Origin of the sequence: Actinomadura rayongensis, assembly GCF_009831215.1 — a bacterium.
GTDB classification, from domain to species: Bacteria; Actinomycetota; Actinomycetes; order Streptosporangiales; family Streptosporangiaceae; genus Spirillospora; species Spirillospora rayongensis.
This window is the reverse complement of sequence record NZ_WUTW01000001.1, coordinates 106,591-124,673: the sequence shown is the minus strand read 5'-3', so window position 1 is coordinate 124,673 and position 18,083 is coordinate 106,591. Positions and strand designations below refer to the sequence as shown.

Annotated in this window: 6 protein-coding genes; all 6 read right to left on the bottom strand. The window is 72.1% G+C overall.

The window, feature by feature from the left end:
• Positions 1-17: 17 nt before the first annotated feature.
• Positions 18-9,950 (bottom strand): hypothetical protein, encoded by a 9,933-nt coding sequence (locus tag GQ466_RS00560; RefSeq protein WP_161100817.1) that lies wholly within the window; start codon positions 9,948-9,950, stop codon positions 18-20.
• Positions 9,947-11,590, bottom strand: coding sequence for a phospholipase D family protein (locus GQ466_RS32545; RefSeq protein ID WP_161100816.1), 1,644 nt, complete (start codon positions 11,588-11,590; stop codon positions 9,947-9,949). Before GQ466_RS32545 ends, GQ466_RS00560 begins: the two co-directional genes overlap by 4 nt.
• Positions 11,591-11,959: 369 nt before the next feature.
• Positions 11,960-12,988 (bottom strand): polyprenyl synthetase family protein, encoded by a 1,029-nt coding sequence (locus tag GQ466_RS00550; RefSeq protein ID WP_378186582.1) that lies wholly within the window; start codon positions 12,986-12,988, stop codon positions 11,960-11,962.
• Between the two features lie 23 nt (positions 12,989-13,011).
• A complete protein-coding gene (gene nuoN / locus GQ466_RS00545; protein WP_161100815.1) occupies positions 13,012-14,589 on the bottom strand; it encodes an NADH-quinone oxidoreductase subunit NuoN in 1,578 nt (525 codons plus the stop codon).
• The gene (locus tag GQ466_RS00540; RefSeq protein ID WP_161100814.1) at positions 14,586-16,175 is read right to left on the bottom strand and encodes an NADH-quinone oxidoreductase subunit M; all 1,590 of its coding nucleotides are present in this window, start codon (positions 16,173-16,175) and stop codon (positions 14,586-14,588) included. The genes nuoN and GQ466_RS00540 overlap by 4 nt, the downstream gene beginning before the upstream one ends.
• Positions 16,172-18,082: an NADH-quinone oxidoreductase subunit L gene (nuoL, locus tag GQ466_RS00535; RefSeq protein ID WP_161100813.1), complete on the bottom strand. Its 1,911-nt coding sequence runs from the start codon at positions 18,080-18,082 to the stop codon at positions 16,172-16,174. Before nuoL ends, GQ466_RS00540 begins: the two co-directional genes overlap by 4 nt.
• Position 18,083 lies beyond the last annotated feature (1 nt).

Here is an 18,083-nt window from a genome sequence, read left to right as displayed (position 1 = left end):
TGGTCCGCTCGCGGCCGTCACACGTCGGCGGGTTCGATCGGACGCGGGTCGCTCGGTGCGGCGCTGCCGCGCCGGGCGCGGATCACCAGGGACCGGCCGCGCATGCCGCCGTCCTGGCTGGTGCGGTGCAGCCGCCCGAGGGCGAGCTGGTCGGGCCGTCCGGGATAGGCCTCCGCCAGCGCGGCCGGATCGTCGGCGCGCATCATGCCGTGATGGCGCATCAGCACCGCGCCGAGCAGCAGCCTGTCGGCCACGACGCCGGTCAGAGCGGCCTGGACGGGACGGACCGCGACGGCGAACGGGACGGTCACCGACGGCGGCGGGTCGCCCGCATCGCGCACGGCCGCGATCAGCTTCTCGACGGCGTCCGCGAACGCGGGGAAGCGGGCCCAGCGGCGCAGCGCGGCGATGTCGTCGCCGCTCATCGCGCCGGTCCAGGTGATGGCCGTGAACCGGGTGCCGGACGCGTCGCGCGCGAGCGCCACGCCGTTCTGGAGCTCGTCGGGGATCTGCTCGGGCCCGACGGGGATCTCCACGCGGACGACGGCGTCGCCGTCCGCGCCCGCGGCCCCGGCGATGATCTGCTCGATGGCGCCGGTGAAGGCGCTGTCGCCGGGGAGCCGCCGCAGGTCCGGCGCCGCCGCGTCCGAGGGGCCCTGCCAGACCAGGGTCAGCGTCGGCGCGGGCAGGAAGTCGATGAGCGCCCCGAACCGGTCCGGCAGGTCCGTGACGGCGGCACTGACCGGCTCGGTGGCGTACCAGCCGTCGAACAGGTCCCGGATCTTGGCGGCGTCCGGTTCGCGCACCAGCCGGACCAGGGCGTCGCGATCGCCCTTGGTCATCACTCCGGCGAGCAGCAGCCGTCCGTGCGCGTCGATGTCGACCCGGTTGCGCGTGTCGAGCGGAAGTTCACCGGTGTCGTAGCCGGTGGTGAGCTGCGCCTCGCTCACCTGCACGAGATCGACCGCCAGCGGGAAGTCGCCGAGCGCGTCGGACGGCGGCGCGAGCGTCGTCCGCGCCACCAGGTGGCGCTTGCCGAGCTGGCGGTGGGTGAACGTCCGCGTGACCGGGTCGTAGAAGCACTCGGCCTGCACCTCGATGTTGCCGCTGAACAGCTCGACGATCTGGTAGACGACCTCGGGGTCGGGCAGGGCGCCCGGCGTGCGCGCGGTGGCGGCCCCTGCGGCGTCGGGCGCCTCGGCGGGCCAGCGCCGCTGCGCCTCGTCCGGCAGGCTGTCCCAGAACCGGCGCAACGGGATCGTGACGGTGCGGACGCGGGTGTCCTGCCGGAACCGGCCGCCGACGCGCAGCGGGAGCGGCGGGAACGGCGGCAGCCGCCGCCACACGACGTCCGTTCCGCTGACGGTGGCGCTCGGCAGCGGCGAGCGGTAGGTCAGGTCGCGCTGGGCGACGACGTTGACCGGCGACACCGTGCCGTCGGTCTGGGCGATCACCAGCAGGCGGTGCTCGTAGTAGAACGGCAGGGCCCGCCACTGGAAGGCCAGGACGCCCTGGGAGAAGTCGCCGACGCGCTCGGGCAGGTCGAGGCCGCGCAGCTCGTCGGGGTCCGCCGCGCCGTCCAGGACGAGGTGGTCCGGCGCGGCGGGCAGGGCGTCCGGGACGGGCGGGTACACGTCCTCGACCGCGCGGACGGGCAGCTCGCGCTGGTGCTCGGCGGCGAAGTCGCGCACCCACGCGTACCAGTCCGGGTAGCCGAAGCGGCGCAGCAGGCTGACGGCGACCTGCCGGAACGCGAGCCGCCGGAGCAGGGTCAGGTTGCGCTCGGCGAGGCTCTGCTCGGGGTGCCGGGCGACGATCACCTCCCAGATCGCGCCGGGCGCGGGCGGACGCGCCGGGGTCGCCGGCTCGTCCAGCCGCCGCGAGCCGAGGACGAGCGGGGCGTCGACGGCCTGCGTGCGGTCGAGCACCACGTCCAGCCCGCCCGCCGCGGGATCCACGTGAACGACCGGAAGGTCCGCCTCGGTGGCCGCGCGGCCGGGGAACAGCGTGGGCGAGCGGCGCAGGCTCTGCCACAGCAGGTCGTAGCGGCCGTACGGCTGGAGGTAGTAGCGCAGCGTGTGCGCCCAGCGGTCCTCGATCAGCTGCGTGTAGGTCAGGCGGCCGTCGGCGTCGGGCGTGGCCTGCGCGGGCGAACCGGCGCGCGGGTAGGCCGTGGCGGTCCAGGGGCCGGCGCCGGTCGCGCCGAGGCCGTCGCGGCCCACGTCCACGGCGCCGCTCCCGTCGAAGAACCGCGCCGTCCAGGCGAGGACGTCGGGCAGCGCCTTGGCGATCCCGGCTGCGTCGACGGGGACGGTGACCTTGCCCGAGTCGGGCACCTTGGGGTCGTTGCTGTTCAGCGTCTCCAGGTAGTACTTGAGCCGCAGCCACTGGACCTGCTCGGGGACGCCGGGCCCGGCGAACGCGGCGGCCAGCGCGTCGGTCGCGACGGTGAAGTGGTGGGTGCGGTCGTCGGTCGGGCCGAAGTCCTCGACGCGGACCGTCCCGGCCAGGTTCTCCGCCGCCGCCAGGTCGGCGGCGGCGAGCGAGGGGCGCAGCAGCGCCATCTGGTCGGCGCCGAGCAGGGTGCGGGCGGTGAGCAGCTTGCGGCCGGGGTCGTAGTCCAGCAGCGGCGCGATCGCCGGGTCGAACGGCGCAGGATCGGCGGTCAGCCGGGCCTGCGGACGGACCTCGATCGTCGCGGGAAGCGTGGCGCCGCGCAGCAGCAGGGCCGCCGCGCCGTTGAGCGGCAGCCGGATCGTCCGGGCGATCGGCGTGGGACGCGGTTCCAGCTCCTGCTGCCCGGCGCCGCCGTCGGGCCGGGTGACCAGGCTGCACGGCGCGGTGACGGTGAAGCGCACCTCGACGTCGGCGTTGGAGCGTCCGGCGACGTCGACCGCGCGGTAGCGCAGCCGCTGCCGGACGGCCGGACGCAGGCTGAGCTGGACGAGCGCCAGCAGGTCGTCGCCCGCCGCCGGACGCTCGCCGAGCTGGATGCTGCGTCCGGGCTGGAACAGCAGCTCGACGTGCAGGTGCCGCCGCACGGCGGCGAAGGCCGCGGCGTCGGGGTCCTCAGAGGTGCTCTCCAGGAGCGCGAAAAGTTCCTTGAGCAGGTCCAGCAGCTCCGGGCCGCGCACGGCGCCGGTGCCGGGGTCGTGGAGGCTGAACGTCACCGACAGGCCGAGGCGCTGCAGCGCGCCCCAGCCGTAGCGGTCGGCGCCCGGCGGGCAGCTGGCCAGGAAATCGGCCAGGTCGTTGGGCAGCGTCGGCGGGCTGAGCTGGAGGGCGGCGGCGTAGCCGTCGGTGACCCGGCCCTGCGGGTCGACGCCCGCGCCCGGACGCAGCGCGCGCAGCCGCTCCACCAGGCGTCCCAGCAGCGGATGCACCGGCGTCTCGCGCCTGCCGCCGGGCTGGGTGACGCCTTGCCATTCGGGCCATTCCAGGTAGGAGTCCTGCCAGGAGTACCAGGGCCCGCGCTCGTCCCGCACGCCCTGCGCGGACGGGTCGGGCGGACGCCGCCGCTGGATCGCCCCGGGGTACCACGCCTCCCACTGGCCGGTGTTGAGCGTGTCGCCGGGCACCAGCGGCAGGTCGTCCGCCGGGAGCATCTGGACCTCCTGCCGCAGCCGCAGCTCGGCGGCGAGCCGGGCGGCGTCGGCGAAGGCGTCGGTGGTGGCCGCGTCGATGTCCAGCTCGTACAGCCGGTATCCGGCGTTCAGCTCCAGGGGGTAGGCGGCGTCGCCGCTCGGGCCCTGGTTCCAGCGGAACCGGATCGCCCGGATGCCCAGGGGGTGCGGCCGGAACCCGACGCCCGCGCCGATGTCGCCGGTGAACACGAACGCCTGTGCGCCGCCGGGCAGCGGCATGGGCGCGTGCGCGAGGCCCGGCTCGGCGCGTTCGTCCTCGGGCCGGACGACCGGGAAGCCGGTCGGGCGCGGCAGCCACTCCAGCTCGGCCGGACGGCGCTCCTCACGCGGATTGCCCGAACGCTCGACGCGGTCGGTCGGCGCGGGCGCGGCGGGCGGCGCGGCGACCGCCTCGGCGGCGAGCAGGAGCTGCACCGGCGCCAGGGCCGACGGCACGTCCCGGTCGGAGACGGTCTGGAAGAACACCCGCCACGCCTCGGGCCGCCAGGCGCCGGCGGGCAGCACGCCCGCGTCCCGCAGCGCGGCCACCGGGACCACCGCCGCCCGCGCGCCGGGCGGCCCGAAGACGTGGTCGAGGTCGATCGTGATGTCGGTGGGCAGCGGGCGGGCGTTGGACGTCGGCAGCCCGGCGGTCCGCCCGCGCTGGGTGGTGCTGTCCAGACCGTAGGAGCCGATCGGGACGGTGCTCTCCCGGCGGAAGACCAGCCGGTAGGTGCGGATCGGGACCGCCGGACCGTCCTGGCGCGCCGCCTCGCTCCATTCGACGTGGACTTGGCGCGGCTCCATCACCTGCGGCGTCACCGCGCCGGACGGGGCCAGGTCGGACGGGGCGATGCCGTAGGCGACGGTGAGGTCGCCGTCCACCGGCACCGCCGGGGGCGTGGTCGGGTAGCGGGTCGCGACGAGGGTCAGCGGGCGTCCGGCGTTCCCGGCGAAGTCGACCGGCGTGACGGTGTAGACGTAGCCGCGTCCCTCGCGCGGCAGCGCGGCGCGGTCGGCGGCGGTGTCGGGGAAGTGGTCGACCACCTGGAAGCGCGGCTGGAGCTGCGACAGGGTGTCGGTCGGCGTGACCGCGCCCGCCGCGGCGACGTCGGTGGTGTGGCGGTGCAGCACCTTGACCGGTTTGACGGTGGTGGTGCGCTCGGCCTCGTCGCCGTCCAGCGCGCGCCGCCGCACCAGGTAGTGGGCCAGGTGGTGGTCGGGGTCGTTCTGGACGCGGCTGACCCCCGGCCCCGCCGGACGCCGCCAGCTCAGCTCCCAGGCCAGCGCCACGGTGCTCGCGTCGGTGTACTGGCGCACCTGCTCGAACTCGGGCGGGAACAGGTCGAACCGGGCCTCGGCGACGTTGAACGTCCGCACGTCCTCGGCGGTGGCGCCGGGCCCGGTGGCCTCGGGCAGTTCGCGCTGACTGATGGACGGCTGGGCGTCCAGTCCGGCGGCCACCTGGTCGAGCCAGGCCGGACGGCGGTCGGCGCGCACCGCGAACACCAGGCCCATCTGGAAGGCGAGCGACCCGGCGGCCAGCGCGGCGCGCGCGGCCGGGTCGGGCTCGGCGTGGAAGGCGCGCAGGTCGGCGATGATGTCGTGGATGATCACGCCGCGGAGCTGGTGCGCCTGTTGGTCGGCCTGGACGGCGCCGACCGTCGCGGGGTCGCCGTCGTCCTGCGCGGCGCCGTCGGCGGCGTAGATCGTCGTGCTCGGATCGAACGCGGCCTCCAACAGCTGTTCGTAGAGCTGCTGCGGGTCGCGCTTGAGGTAGGGCGACCCGCCGAACTGCTCGTACGCGCCGCGCACGGCCGCCTCGAAGGAGCTGTCGGAGGGGTTCTGCACGCGGGGGTCGCTGACCGGCGGACGGTAGCCGGGCAGCGGACCGGGATCGCCGACGGGGTGCGCGACCGCGGCGTCCCCCGCGCCGGTGTAGGTCTGCCTGAAGGCGTTGCCGAGGTGCTGGGCCAGGCTGAGCCCGTCCTGCAGCGGCGCGGGGTCGCTCGCCTGGCCGGTGGTCGGGTTCACCACGCGGCGCTCGGCCGTGCCGCCGGTGTACAGCCGCGCGGCCCAGTTCACCGCCCAGGTGATCGGGTCGCCCGCGGTGACCGCGCCGGTCACGTCGACGAACTGCGGCGTGGGCAGGGGCGTGAAGTGCCGCAGAGTGTAGCTCTCGCCGGCCGCCGGTTTCGGGACGCGCAGGGAGAAGTCCGCGCCGACCGCGGTGCCGTCGGCGGGCGGCGGCGGGAGGAAGCCGAGTTCGGGCTCGGCGATCGGGTAACCGTCCTCGTCCAGGACCAGCCGTCCCTGCGCGTCCCGCCGCAACCGCTCGGCCTGCGGCAGCAGGACGAAGTAGGTCTGGCGGTCGGCGTCCCAGCTCGGCGCGTCGCGCAGCACGAACAGGACGTATCCCGGCACGTGGAACACGTCGGGCTCGGCCGCCCGCGCGCCGAGCACGGCCGCCAGGGCGCGCGGCGGCAGCGCGGCGCGGCGCGCGCCCAGCGCGGACGCGAACTGCGGTGCGGCGTCCAGCGCGCCGGTGCCCGGGACCGGCTCGACCTCGGTGGCCTCCAGCCCCAGCGACAGGAACTGCTTGGTCCGGTCCAGGGCCGCCTGGACGTTCCCCTCCTGGAAGGCGATCCGGACGGTGGCCTGAAGGCTGTGACCGCAGCAGGAGACGCCGACGGTGCCGGTGCCGCGCACGCCGGGGATGCTCAGCCCCTTGACGCCGATCTCCAGCCCCGCGCTGAAGGTGATCTCCAGGCTGAACCGGAACGACAGCCGGATCGTGGTGAACACCAGCGGGATCTTGATCCAGAACTCGATGGCGAAGGAGACCTGCACCTCCAGCCCGATCGCGCCGTAGACGGCCGAGTCGTTCAGCGGGTCGCGGAAGTCGACCACGCCGATGTAGCGGGCGCCGAACGCCACCCGCGCGGTGGCGCTGATCCGCATCCCGACGAGCCCGAGGTCCACGCCCGCGCTGAGTTCGAGCCGTCCGCGCGCCAGGAAGCTCGTGCCGAGCACCATCTCGGTGGTGGAGACGCGGAAGATGAACCCGCCCTCGACCTCGACGGCCAGCGGACCGAGCGTGGTGTGCCAGCGCATCATGTTGGGCCAGCCCAGCTCGTAGTGGAACAGGCCAGGCTCGATCAGCAGGGTGGCCGAGAAGCGGCTGTTGCCGATCGCGTCCCGGACGAAGTCGGGCAGCGGCGGGTGGACGCCGGGCTTGCCGCCCTCCGGCTTGGAGATGTGGGCCAGGAACCGCTTCTGGCGCGGCGACAGCAGCACGAAGCCGCTCAGGATGGGGTTCTCGCGGGCGCCGTCCTTGTTGTCGACGTAGTCGGCGTAGTTGGTGTTGAACCAGCCGCGCACCGCCATGAAGAACGTCAGGTCGCTGCGGAACGCGATGATCGCGTCGACGAGGAAGACGCAGGCGAGGTCGGCCTCGGCGAACGCCTCGTAGCGCAGCGGCGACGCCGAGGCGGACGTCTGCGAGATCATCGCGCGCAGGACGATCGTCCAGCGCGGGTCCTCGCCCGCATCCTCCAGGTCCACCGCCCAGCGGTCGCGCCGGGACAGGTCGCCCTGGGTGCGCGAGAGGCCCTCCAGGGTCTTGAGCAGCTTCTTCACGTCGTTCTCGGCGTCGGCGGCCTTGATCGACGCGATGGTGAAGCGGTAGCCGAAGCCCATCCCGATCTCGCGCAGGTAGATCTGGATGACCGGGATCATGAAGCTGACCTGGCGGATCTCCAGGTAGAGGAACCAGGCCCGCAGCCACGGCGAGCCGGGGCCGCGGCGCACGCGCAGGAAGCCGAAGCTCGCCGCGATGGTGGGCAGCCCATGGATCTGGACCACGCCCTCGCCGACCAGCCCGGCCTGGTCGGGCTCGTCCACGAAGTCGACCACGCCGCTGAGCCGGAACGCCGCGCCGAGGGCGAGGTTCACCGGCAGGCGCGTGAAGTGGATCCGCGGGACGAACTCGCCCGGCGCCGGGAGGCCGATGAACAGCTCGTGGTAGTCGGGCCGCGAGTCCGGCGTGTCGCCGGGGCCCTGCGCGAACCGGAGCTGGCCGGTCACCTGCATGGCCCCGTCGCCGTCGAAGAACTCGCACTGCGGGACGAAGCCGACCGCGCGCAGCTCCATCTCGAAGCAGCCGAGGAAGCTGAACGTCACCGGCTTGGGCAGCTCGACCAGGAACTTCACGTGCTTGCCGATCACCCGGGCGTCGCCGGTGAGCGGGCACTGCACGAGGTCGATGCGGATCTTGCCGAGCAGGCCCAGCGGCCCGTCGGCGTCGTCGCCGGGGGCGAGGACGAACCGGGCGGAGCCGGTGACGGTGAAGTACAGGTGGAAGGCGCCGTCGTCGACGAACCGCAGGCCGAGCGCGTCCACCGAGAACTGGAAGCGCGTGCCCTTGCAGTCGAGCAGCTTGACGCCGCGCAGGTTCGCGGCGCCCTGCACGAGCGTCAGGTTGCCGCCGTCGCGCTGCGCGAACTGCAGGGCGATGTCGGCCGTGGCGTCGCCCATGAGGTCGGGTGGGAGCGGGCCCGAGCCCGCGAGGGTGAAGTCGGCGATGCGGTTCTCGCGGATCACGAAGCCGCTGTCGGTGAAGCGGAAGCGCGTGCGCAGGCCGTTCAGCCGGGCGGGCCGGTCGGTGACGGTCGCGGCGAGGTTCACCCCCTTCGGGGTGAGCGCGAAGTCCCGCACGCTGAAGGTGATCGGCTCCTCGCTGGCCCGCGTGAAGTCCAGTTCCAGCACGGCTCCGTCGGGCTGCTGGAGCTGGTAGTGGTAGTTCTTCGTGGCGATCGTGAAGTAGTGGAACGTCTTGTCGGCCAAGGGTTTCCCCTTGAACCGCCAGCGCAGCCCGAACAGGTCGGGGAACTCGCGCTCCGCCGCCGGGGAGCGCAGCTCGATCCCCTGCTCGTGGTCGACCTTGAGCGCGAACGTGGCCAGGCTGAAGGTGAGACGGCACAGTAAGTCGAAGCTGAGGCTCAGGACGCGCACCCGGACGCCGATGTCGAAGCCGACCTCGCCCTGCGGCAGAGTGATCGCCAGGTCGGTGAGCGGCGTGTCGGTGTAGAGCTGGAGGAACTGGGAGTCCGCGCCCTGGCCCTGCTTGAGGAACGGCAGGGTGAATCCCCCGCCGCCCGCGTCGACGTTGACGCTCAGCTTGGCCGTCCAGCCGTCGTGGAGGTCCGCCGAATCGAAGGCCACGGGCGTGCAGAGGGCGGCCGGGTCGTTCAGGTCGAGCGGCGGGATCGGCGTGGTGAGTTCGCGGAAGAAGCCGGGCAGCCGCGGGGCGCCGAGCGCGACGTCGAGCAGGACCAGGCTGCGCGGCCCGTCCGGCGGCTTCAGCGCGACGCTGAACAGGGGCTTGTCGGGCGGCTGCGGCGGCTCGTCGTTGTGCAGCTCGCGGTCGCCGTCGCGTCCCCAGGCGAAGGTACTGCCCGCCGTCACCGGGTCGGCCCCGGCCAGGGTGACGACGAACGCCGCGCGACCGAGGCCCGCGCCCTGGCGCATCAGCAGCAGCGAGAAGCGGCTGGCCGCCGGGACGGCGACGCTGAGCCCGGGGAGCGCGAACGCGGCGCCGGACGCCGCCTGCCAGTCCAGGCGCGCCTCGTCGAGCCCGTCGGCGCCGATGATCAGGCGCAGGGTGACGTCCTGCTCACCCGCCGGGCTGCGGTCGCCCAGGTTGGGGACGAACTGGCCGAGCAGCTTGTTGAGCGCGCCCTCCTTCCACTGCAGCACCAGGCACGCCTTGCCGCCCTCCTGGTGGAAGCCGACCGTCGCGTTGTCGATCACCACGCCGGTGTCGGCGATCTGCACCGGGTACGGGAGCGCGGCGGTGAACGGCGTGTCGGAGCGGATGCCGTCCTTGCTCGCGGTCCCGCTGAGCTTCGGGATCGTGAACTCGACGAACGGGCGTCCGGGATCGGGCTCGTAGCGGGCGTCACCGCCGTTCGTCACCTTGCGCATGGGCCGCAGCAGCTCCGGGCCGAACCGCAGCGCCACGGGCGCGTCGGACACGCGCAGCACCGCCTGCGGGACGAAGTCGATCTCCAGGCCCACCCCGTCGGGCTCGGCGGCGCCGCCCGCGTCGCGCAGCAGGACCACGCTGACGGCGTCGAACCCGGGCAGCGCCAGCACGAGATCCCGCTCCAGGAGCAGGCGGCTCACCAGGTTGACCTTGCCGGGCTCGACCGTCGTCTGCGGCGGCTCGATCCAGATGTGCGCGAGGACGTCGGGATCGGCCGGCCTCGGAAGGAAGGGCGGCCATTTCTCGCCCAGGTAGTCCTTCAGGGTCACGAAAATGGTCACGACGAGCACACTCCCCACGCGGTGCGCGAGTCGACGTCCGCGAAGAGGTCGTACCTCTCCTGCTCTTTTTCGGCGAGCTTCGTCTCCAGGATCGGCAGGTCCACGGGGGTGATGCCGGCCGGCAGGGTGACCCCGCTGCCCGGCGTGCCCCAGGAGATGTTCCAGACGTTGAGCGCCCTGTTGATGTCGGCGATCTTCTGCTGGTCGGCGGCGCCGAGGCGGAAGGCGTCGCTCCAGAGCCGCACCCGGTACTGCCGGACCAGCGGGTCGGGCTCGTCGACCTCGCCGACGAAGGCCACCGAATGCTCGATGTCGGTGTAGAGACTGCGCCGGGCGAAATTGGCCGACCCGATCATCGCCCAGTTGTCGTCGACGATGGTGGTCTTCGAGTGGACCACCACGTCGCGGGAGAACATCGCCACCTGGGTGCGCTGCCCGGAACTCAGCCCTTTCAGCAGCCCCTGGGACAGCGCCACCAACCCGTACGGCGGATAGACCGGATCGGTCGGGTCGGCGACGCCCGCGACCAGGAGCACCTTGAGATCGGCGTTGGCCTTGATGGCGTCCCGCAGCCTGCCCATCAGCTCGACCGACCAGAACGACTGGTCCTCGATGTAGATATAGCGCTCGGCCGCCTTGATCGCCTTGAACCAGGCGGTGCGGATCTCGAACAGGCCGGCCGGGGCGAACGAGATCTTCTCGTTCTCGGGCATCCGGTTGGTGCTCGTGTAGTTGAACTGGGGCAGGGTGCGCAGCGATTGGACGTGGTGTTTGCCCACCGGCGTGGTCGACAGGGTCCGCGCGGCCAGGGCGGGCGCGCCGGGCGTGTGGCTGTCGAGATTGGTGAAGGCGAGGCGGAACGGGCGCACCTTTCGGCCCCTGACCTCGTTCCACATATCGCGGAAGAAGTCGTGCATGGCCTGCACCGCCGGGCCCTCGACCTTCGCCTGCACATCGTGCCACTGCTTGGCGGGGTGCGGCGCGGAGCCGTGGCGGTCGCCCACGAAGTCGAGCCCGCCCGTGTAGCCGACGGCGCTGCCGCCGTTCCCGACGAGGACGAGCTTGGCATGTGCCGCGCCCGCGGTATGGGTCAGGATGTTCACCCAGGTCTTCTCGGCGAGGGCCGGTTCGGTGCGCAATTCCTGGATGGCGGCCAGGGTGGCGATGTTGACGTCGCGGATCCAGCCCAACCCGTGCTGCACCGCCTTCGTCTGGACGAAATTGTCGGCCATCATCGCGAACGAGACCCAGCCGAGGATCCGGACGTCGACACCGGCCTTCGCCTTGGCCTTGAGCAGGTCGACCATGTGCGCCGCAGCCGCGGGCCCGTCGAGCGAGAAGGGCTTCTCCAACTCGACCGTCGGCAGGTAGGTGCCCGACGAGCCGGGCGCGGGGAGGATCTTGCCGCCCATCAGATGGAGGTGCCAGCCGGCGATGTAGACGAACTGGCCGCCGTTCTCGCTCGGCGTGCCGAGGCCCAGGGTGGCGAGCTGCGCCTTGAGATCGTCGAAGTAGGTCGTGCCGTCGATCAGCGGAGTGACCCGGCAGCCCGCGAAGGTGGCCGGCAGCGGCTCCGAAGGGGGAACGGCGTCCTCCGGCTGAACGAAGTATTTCTTCAGCAGCGCATCGATGTCGGCCACCAGAAAGCCTCCCGAGGCTCTGTCCGCGATTCCCCGCCACAATTCGGCATTCTGGCGGCATAAGACGGCGACCGGTCACGGGCCACGACCGACAGTCAAGATCAGAAATGGTGAGGACGAAAACAGTGGGGCAACTATCACACGGGCGCCGCGACCCGGACAACGATTCGGCCTGATCCGGACGGCGACCATCTTCTGCCGCGCGGCGCACGCCATCGTGACCGTCGGGCCGCTTGTTTTCGCACGGCCTTCGCGTCGACGCCCCTTACCGGCGCAGGATTTCGCCCACCGTTCAGCAAATACGACAAATATGTACACAAAAGAAAAAGCGCCCCCGGTGGGAACGGGGACGCCGGGTGGAGCGGGAGGTCAGTTCTTGCGGACGATCACGTAGTCGCAGAGGGCGAGGAGGGCGTCGCGGGCGGGGATGTCGGGGAGGGAGAGCAGGTCGGCGCGGGCGTCGTCGGACCAGCGGCGCAGGTCCGAGCGGGCCGCCTCCAGGGCGGGGTGGGCGCGCAGGAGGGCCAGGGCCTCGGCGTGGAGCTTGTCGTCCGTCAGGTCCTGCGTGAGGAGGTAGCGCAGGCGCTCGTCGTCGGGGCCCGCGCCGACGCCCGCGAGGACGTGGTGGACGGGCAGCGTCCGGATCCCCTCGCGCAGGTCCGTCCCGGGCGTCTTGCCGGACTCCTCGCCGTCGGAGGCGACGTCGAGGATGTCGTCGGAGAGCTGGAACGCGACGCCGATCTTCTCGCACGCCGACGTGAGCGTGTCCACGACGGCCGGGGACGCGCCCGCGAGCAGGGACCCCAGATGGCCGGAGACGGCGATCAGCGAGCCCGTCTTGTCCGCGATGACTTGAAGGTAGTGCTTCAGGGGATCGGTCTCGGCGGGGCCGACCGTCTCCTGGATCTGGCCCTGGACGAGCCGGGCGAACGCCCGCGCCTGGATCCGGACGGCGTCCGGCCCGAGGTCGGCGAGCAGGTCGGACGCCCGGGCGAACAGGTAGTCGCCGGTGAGGATCGCGACCGTGTTCGTCCAGCGGATGTTGGCCGACTCCTCGCCGCGCCGGACGGTCGCCTCGTCCATCACGTCGTCGTGGTAGAGCGTCGCGAGGTGCGTCAGCTCGACCACGACGGCGGCGGGCACCACGCCGGGCGCGGACGGGTCGCCGAACTCGGCGGCCAGCAGCACGAGCATCGCCCGGAACCGCTTGCCGCCGGCCTCGACGAGGTGGCGGGAGGCCTGGGTGAGCAGCGGGTCCTCGCTGTGGACCGCGTCGCGGAGCAGGTCCTCGACGGCGGTGAGCCGCTCCCGCGTCGCGGCGGCGAGCGCCGCGTCGATCGGCAGGCCGAACGGCCCGGCCCCCAGGGTGGACGGATCCCCAGCAGACGCGCTACTCACCCAGAACCCTCCTCAGCGCTGCATCACCGGACGAACATCTGTGTCGCGGCATGTCCCGCCATATCCAGAACCGGCTGCGGGAGCACACCCAGGACAACAGTAGCCGCCAGGCCGAGGGCGACCGCAGTCGCGGTCGCCGGGGCGGCCACCACCGTGGGGCCGTCCGCCTCGGGCTCGCTGAAGAACATGACGACGATCACGCGGACGTAGAAGAACGCTGCGACCGCCGAGGACAGCACGCCGACGACCACCAGCGGCGTCGCCCCGCCCTCCACGGCCGCCTTGAACACGGCGAACTTCCCGGTGAACCCGCTGGTCAGCGGGATTCCGGCGAAGGCGAGCAGGAAGAACGCGAACACGCCCGCCAGCAGCGGGGACCGCCGGCCGAGGCCCGCCCAGCGGGACAGGTGCCCGGCCTCGCCGCCCGCGTCCCGGACCATCGTGATCACGGCGAACGCGCCGATCGACGCGAAGCCGTACGCCGCGAGGTAGAACAGCGTGCCGGACAGGCCGTCCGGGGACGTCGCGACGACGCCCGTCAGCAGGAACCCCGCGTGCGCGATGGACGAGTACGCCAGCATCCGCTTGATGTCGGTCTGGGTGATCGCGACGACCGCGCCGCCGATCATGGTGAGGATCGCCACGCCCCACAGCGCGGGCCGCCAGTCCCAGCGCAGGTTCTCCAGCGCGACGTAGTAGACGCGCAGGATCCCGCCCGTCGCCGCGACGACGACGCAGGACGCCATCAGCGCGGTGATCGGCGTCGGGGCGCCCTGGTAGACGTCCGGCTTCCACATGTGGAACGGGACGGCGCCGAGCTTGAACAGCAGCCCGACCGACAGCAGCGCGACGCCGCCGAGCAGCAGGGTCTCGCTGCCGACGTTCCGGCCGAGCGCGGCGCCGATCGCCGACAGCCGCACCGATCCGGCGTACCCGTAGAGCAGCGCGGTGCCGTAGAGGAAGAACGCCGAGGAGAACGCGCCGAGCAGGAAGTACTTGACCGCCGCCTCCTGCGACAGCAGCCGGCGCCGCCGCGCGAGCCCGCACAGCAGGTAGAGCGGCAGCGACATGACCTCCAGCGCGACGAACATCGTCAGCAGGTCGGACGCGGCCGGGAACATGACCATCCCGCCGACCGCGAACATCAGCAGCGGGAACACCTCGGTCTGGGTGATCCCGGCGGCGGCGGTCTCCTGCTCGGCCTCGCTGCCGGGCAGCGCGGACGCCTGCGCGGTGAAGCTGGACGCCCGCCGCTCGGCGATGAGCAGCAGCGCGAGGACGGCGAGGACGAGGATCGTCCCCTGGAGGAACAGCGTCGGCTGGTCCACGCCGAGCGCGCCCTCGGCGGCGACGTGGAAGGGCTTGTCGTGGAAGCCGAGCCAGATCGTCCAGACGAACGCGGCGATCAGCCCCGCGAACGCCAGCGGCACCTGCACGAGGTACCGGTGCTTGCGCGCGACGAACGCCTCGACGAGCACGCCGAGCGTCGCGACGCCGAGCACGACGAGCAGCGGCGCGATCTGGCCGTACTCGATGTGGGGGGACGGGATGTCCGAGGCCCCCCGCGCGAGGACCGCGCCCACCTGACGGGTGGAACTCATGGCCGGGCTCCGTTCTCGGCGACCTTTTCGGCGACGTGGATCTTCGCGGCCGGATCCGGCCGGTCCAGCCGGGCCAGCGTGTGGTGGACGGACGGGTTGATGATGTTGAGCACCGGCTGCGGGTAGACGCCCATCGCGATGATCACCGCGATGATCGGCCCGACGGCCCACTTCTCGCGCGCCGTGAGGTCGAGGATCCCCTCGTTGCCCTCACGGACCGGCCCGCCCATCGTCCGCTGGTACATCCACAGGATGTAGATCGCGGCGAGGACGACCCCGAACGTCGCGATGATCGCCGGGACGCGGTGCCGGGTGAACGTCCCGGCCAGCACCATGAACTCCGACACGAACGGCGACAGGCCCGGCATCGACAGCCCGGCGAGGCCCGCGACCAGGAACAGCCCGGCGAGCACCGGCGCCTTCTTCTGGACGCCGCCGAAGTCGGAGATCCGCGCCGACCGCCGCCGGACGATCATGAACCCGACCAGCAGGAACAGCGCCCCGGTCGCGAACCCGTGGTTGATCATGTAGAGCGCGGCGCCGGACTGGCCCGCCGTCGTCATCGCGAACACGCCGAGCACGATGAACCCGAAGTGCGACACCGACGTGTAGGCGACGAGCCGCTTGAGGTCCACCTGCCCGATCGCGAGGACCGCGCCGTAGATCACGCTGACGACCGCGAGCGCGAGCACCACCGGCGTCGCCCACTTGGCGGCGCCGGGGAACAGCTCCAGGCAGAACCGCAGCATCCCGTAGGTGCCGACCTTGTCCAGGACGCCGACGATGAGCACCAGCGCCCCGGCCGGGGACTGCTGCGCCGCGTCCGGCAGCCAGGTGTGGACGGGCACCATCGGCGCCTTGATCGCGAACGCGACGAAGAAGCCGAGGAACAGCCACTTGGCGGTCGTCGGGTCGACGTGCATCGTGTTCAGCTCGGTGAACAGGAACGTCCCGTGCCCGAGGCCGCCCTCGCTGACCGGCTTGGCCGACAGCGGGAACAGCCAGATCACCGCGACGAGCATCAGCAGCCCGCCGAGCAGCGAGTACAGCAGGAACTTCACGGCCGCGTACGACCGCTGCGGCCCGCCGTAGAACCCGATGATGAAGTACACCGGGATGAGCATCGCCTCGAAGAAGACGTAGAAGAGGAAGACGTCGGTCGCCGCGAAGACGCCGATCATCGCCGCCTCCAGCGCCAGGATCAGCGCGAAGTACGTCTTCACCGAGCCCTTGGGCGCCGTGCCGTCCACCCCGCCGGACCGCTCGGCGTCGCTCCAGGACGCGAGGATGACGAGCGGGACGAGCGCCACCGACAGCAGGATCAGGGTGAGCGCGATGCCGTCCGCCCCGAGCGCCCAGTGGACGCCGAACTGCTTGATCCACCAGTACTTCTCGGTGAACTGGAACCGCGCGCCGTCGCTGTCGAACCCGGTCGCCATGACGATCGCGAGGACCCCCACGACCGCCGAGATCCCGAACGCGGCCTGCTTGGCGAGCGTCGGCCGATCGCGGGGCAGCAGGGCCACCGCGACCGCGCCGACGAGCGGCAGCGCGATGAGCACGCTCAGCCAGGGAAAGTCGTTCACGTGACGTTCACCACCAGGAGCGCCGCCAGAATGACGGCCGCGCCGAGATACATGGAAAGGGCGTAGGAGCGGGCGAACCCGGTCTGGAGGCGCCGGACGCGGCCGGACGTGCCGCCGATCCCGGCCGCGATGCCGTTGACGAGCCCGTCCACGCCCCGGCCGTCGAACCAGACCGCGAGCCGGGTCAGCCACTGGCCGGGCCGCATCAGCAGCGACTCGTTGATCGCGTCGCCGTACAGGTCGCGGCGGGCCGCGACGGTGAGGAACGAGCCCTTGGGCGCCTCGCGCGGCACCTTGCGGGCGCCGTACTGCCACCAGGCGAGCGCGACGCCCGCGAGCATGAGGACGAACGTCCCGACGCCCGCGAGCGAGAGCGCCTTGAAGTCGTGCTCGGACTCGCCGACGACCGGGGCGAGGAAGTCGCCGAAGCCGCCGAGGACGAGCCAGCCGCCCGCGAACACCGACCCGAAGGCCAGGATCACCAGCGGGATCGTCATGATCTTCGGGGACTCGTGCGGGTGGACGCCGTCCGCCCAGCGCTTCTCGCCGAAGAACGTCATGAACATCACGCGCGACATGTAGTACGCGGTGATGCCCGCGCCGACGAGCGCGCACGTGCCGAGGATCGCCCCGGACGTCCCGCCCTTGTCGTACGCGGCCTCGATGATGCCGTCCTTGGTGAACCAGCCGGACAGGCCCGGCACGCCGATGATCGCGAAGTAGCCGAGCCCGAACGTCGCGCCGGTGATCGACATCTTCTTGAACAGGCCGCCGTAGTGGCGCATGTTCACGTCGTCGTTCATGCCGTGCATGACCGATCCGGCGCCGAGGAACAGGCCCGCCTTGAAGAAGCCGTGCGCGATGAGGTGCGCGATGGCGAACACGTAGCCCGGTCTCCCGAGCCCGGCCGCCAGGGTCATGTAGCCGATCTGCGACATCGTGGACCCGGCGAGGGCCTTCTTGATGTCGTCCTTGCCGGTACCGATGATCGCACCGGCGATCAGCGTGGCCGCGCCGACGATCGTCACGACCAGCCGCGCCGTCTCCGACATCTCGAAGATCGGCCCGGACCGGACGATCAGGTACACGCCCGCCGTCACCATCGTCGCGGCGTGGATGAGCGCCGAGACCGGCGTCGGGCCCTCCATCGCGTCCAGCAGCCAGGACTGGAGCGGGAGCTGCGCGGACTTGCCGCACGCGCCGACGAGCAGCAGCAGCCCCATCGCCGTCGCGGTGCCGGTGGAGAGCTGCGCGGCCAGGCCGTGGTGCTCGCCGCCGGTGCCGAGGATCTGGTCGAACCCGACCGTCCCGAACGTCCCGAACATCAGGAAGATCGCGATGAGGAGCCCGAAGTCGCCGACGCGGTTCACCACGAACGCCTTCTTCGCGGCCGTCGCGGCGGTCGGCTTGTGCTGCCAGAACCCGATGAGCAGGTAGGACGCGAGACCCACGCCCTCCCAGCCCATGAACATGATCACGTAGTTGTCGCCGAGGACGAGCAGCAGCATCGCCGCGACGAACAGGTTGAGGTAGGCGAAGAACCGCCGCCGGTCCGGGTCGTGCTCCATGTAGCCGATGGAGTAGACGTGGATCAGCGACCCGACGCCGGTGATCAGCAGGACGAAGCTGATGGACAGCGGGTCCACCAGCAGGTCCGCGTCCACCTTGATCCCGCCCGCGCGGAACAGCTCCCACAGGTGCAGCGTGCGGTGCCGTTCCTCCGCGTCGTAGCCGAGCATCTGGACGAGCGCCGCGACGCCCACCCCGAACGACGCGACCGTCGCGAACGTGCCGAGCCAGTGCCCCCACTTGTCGGTCCGGCGCCCGCCGAGCAGCAGCAGCGCCGACCCGGCGAGGGGCAGGGCGATGAGGAGCCAGGCAGCGGCCTGGACGCCTTCCGCTTTCATC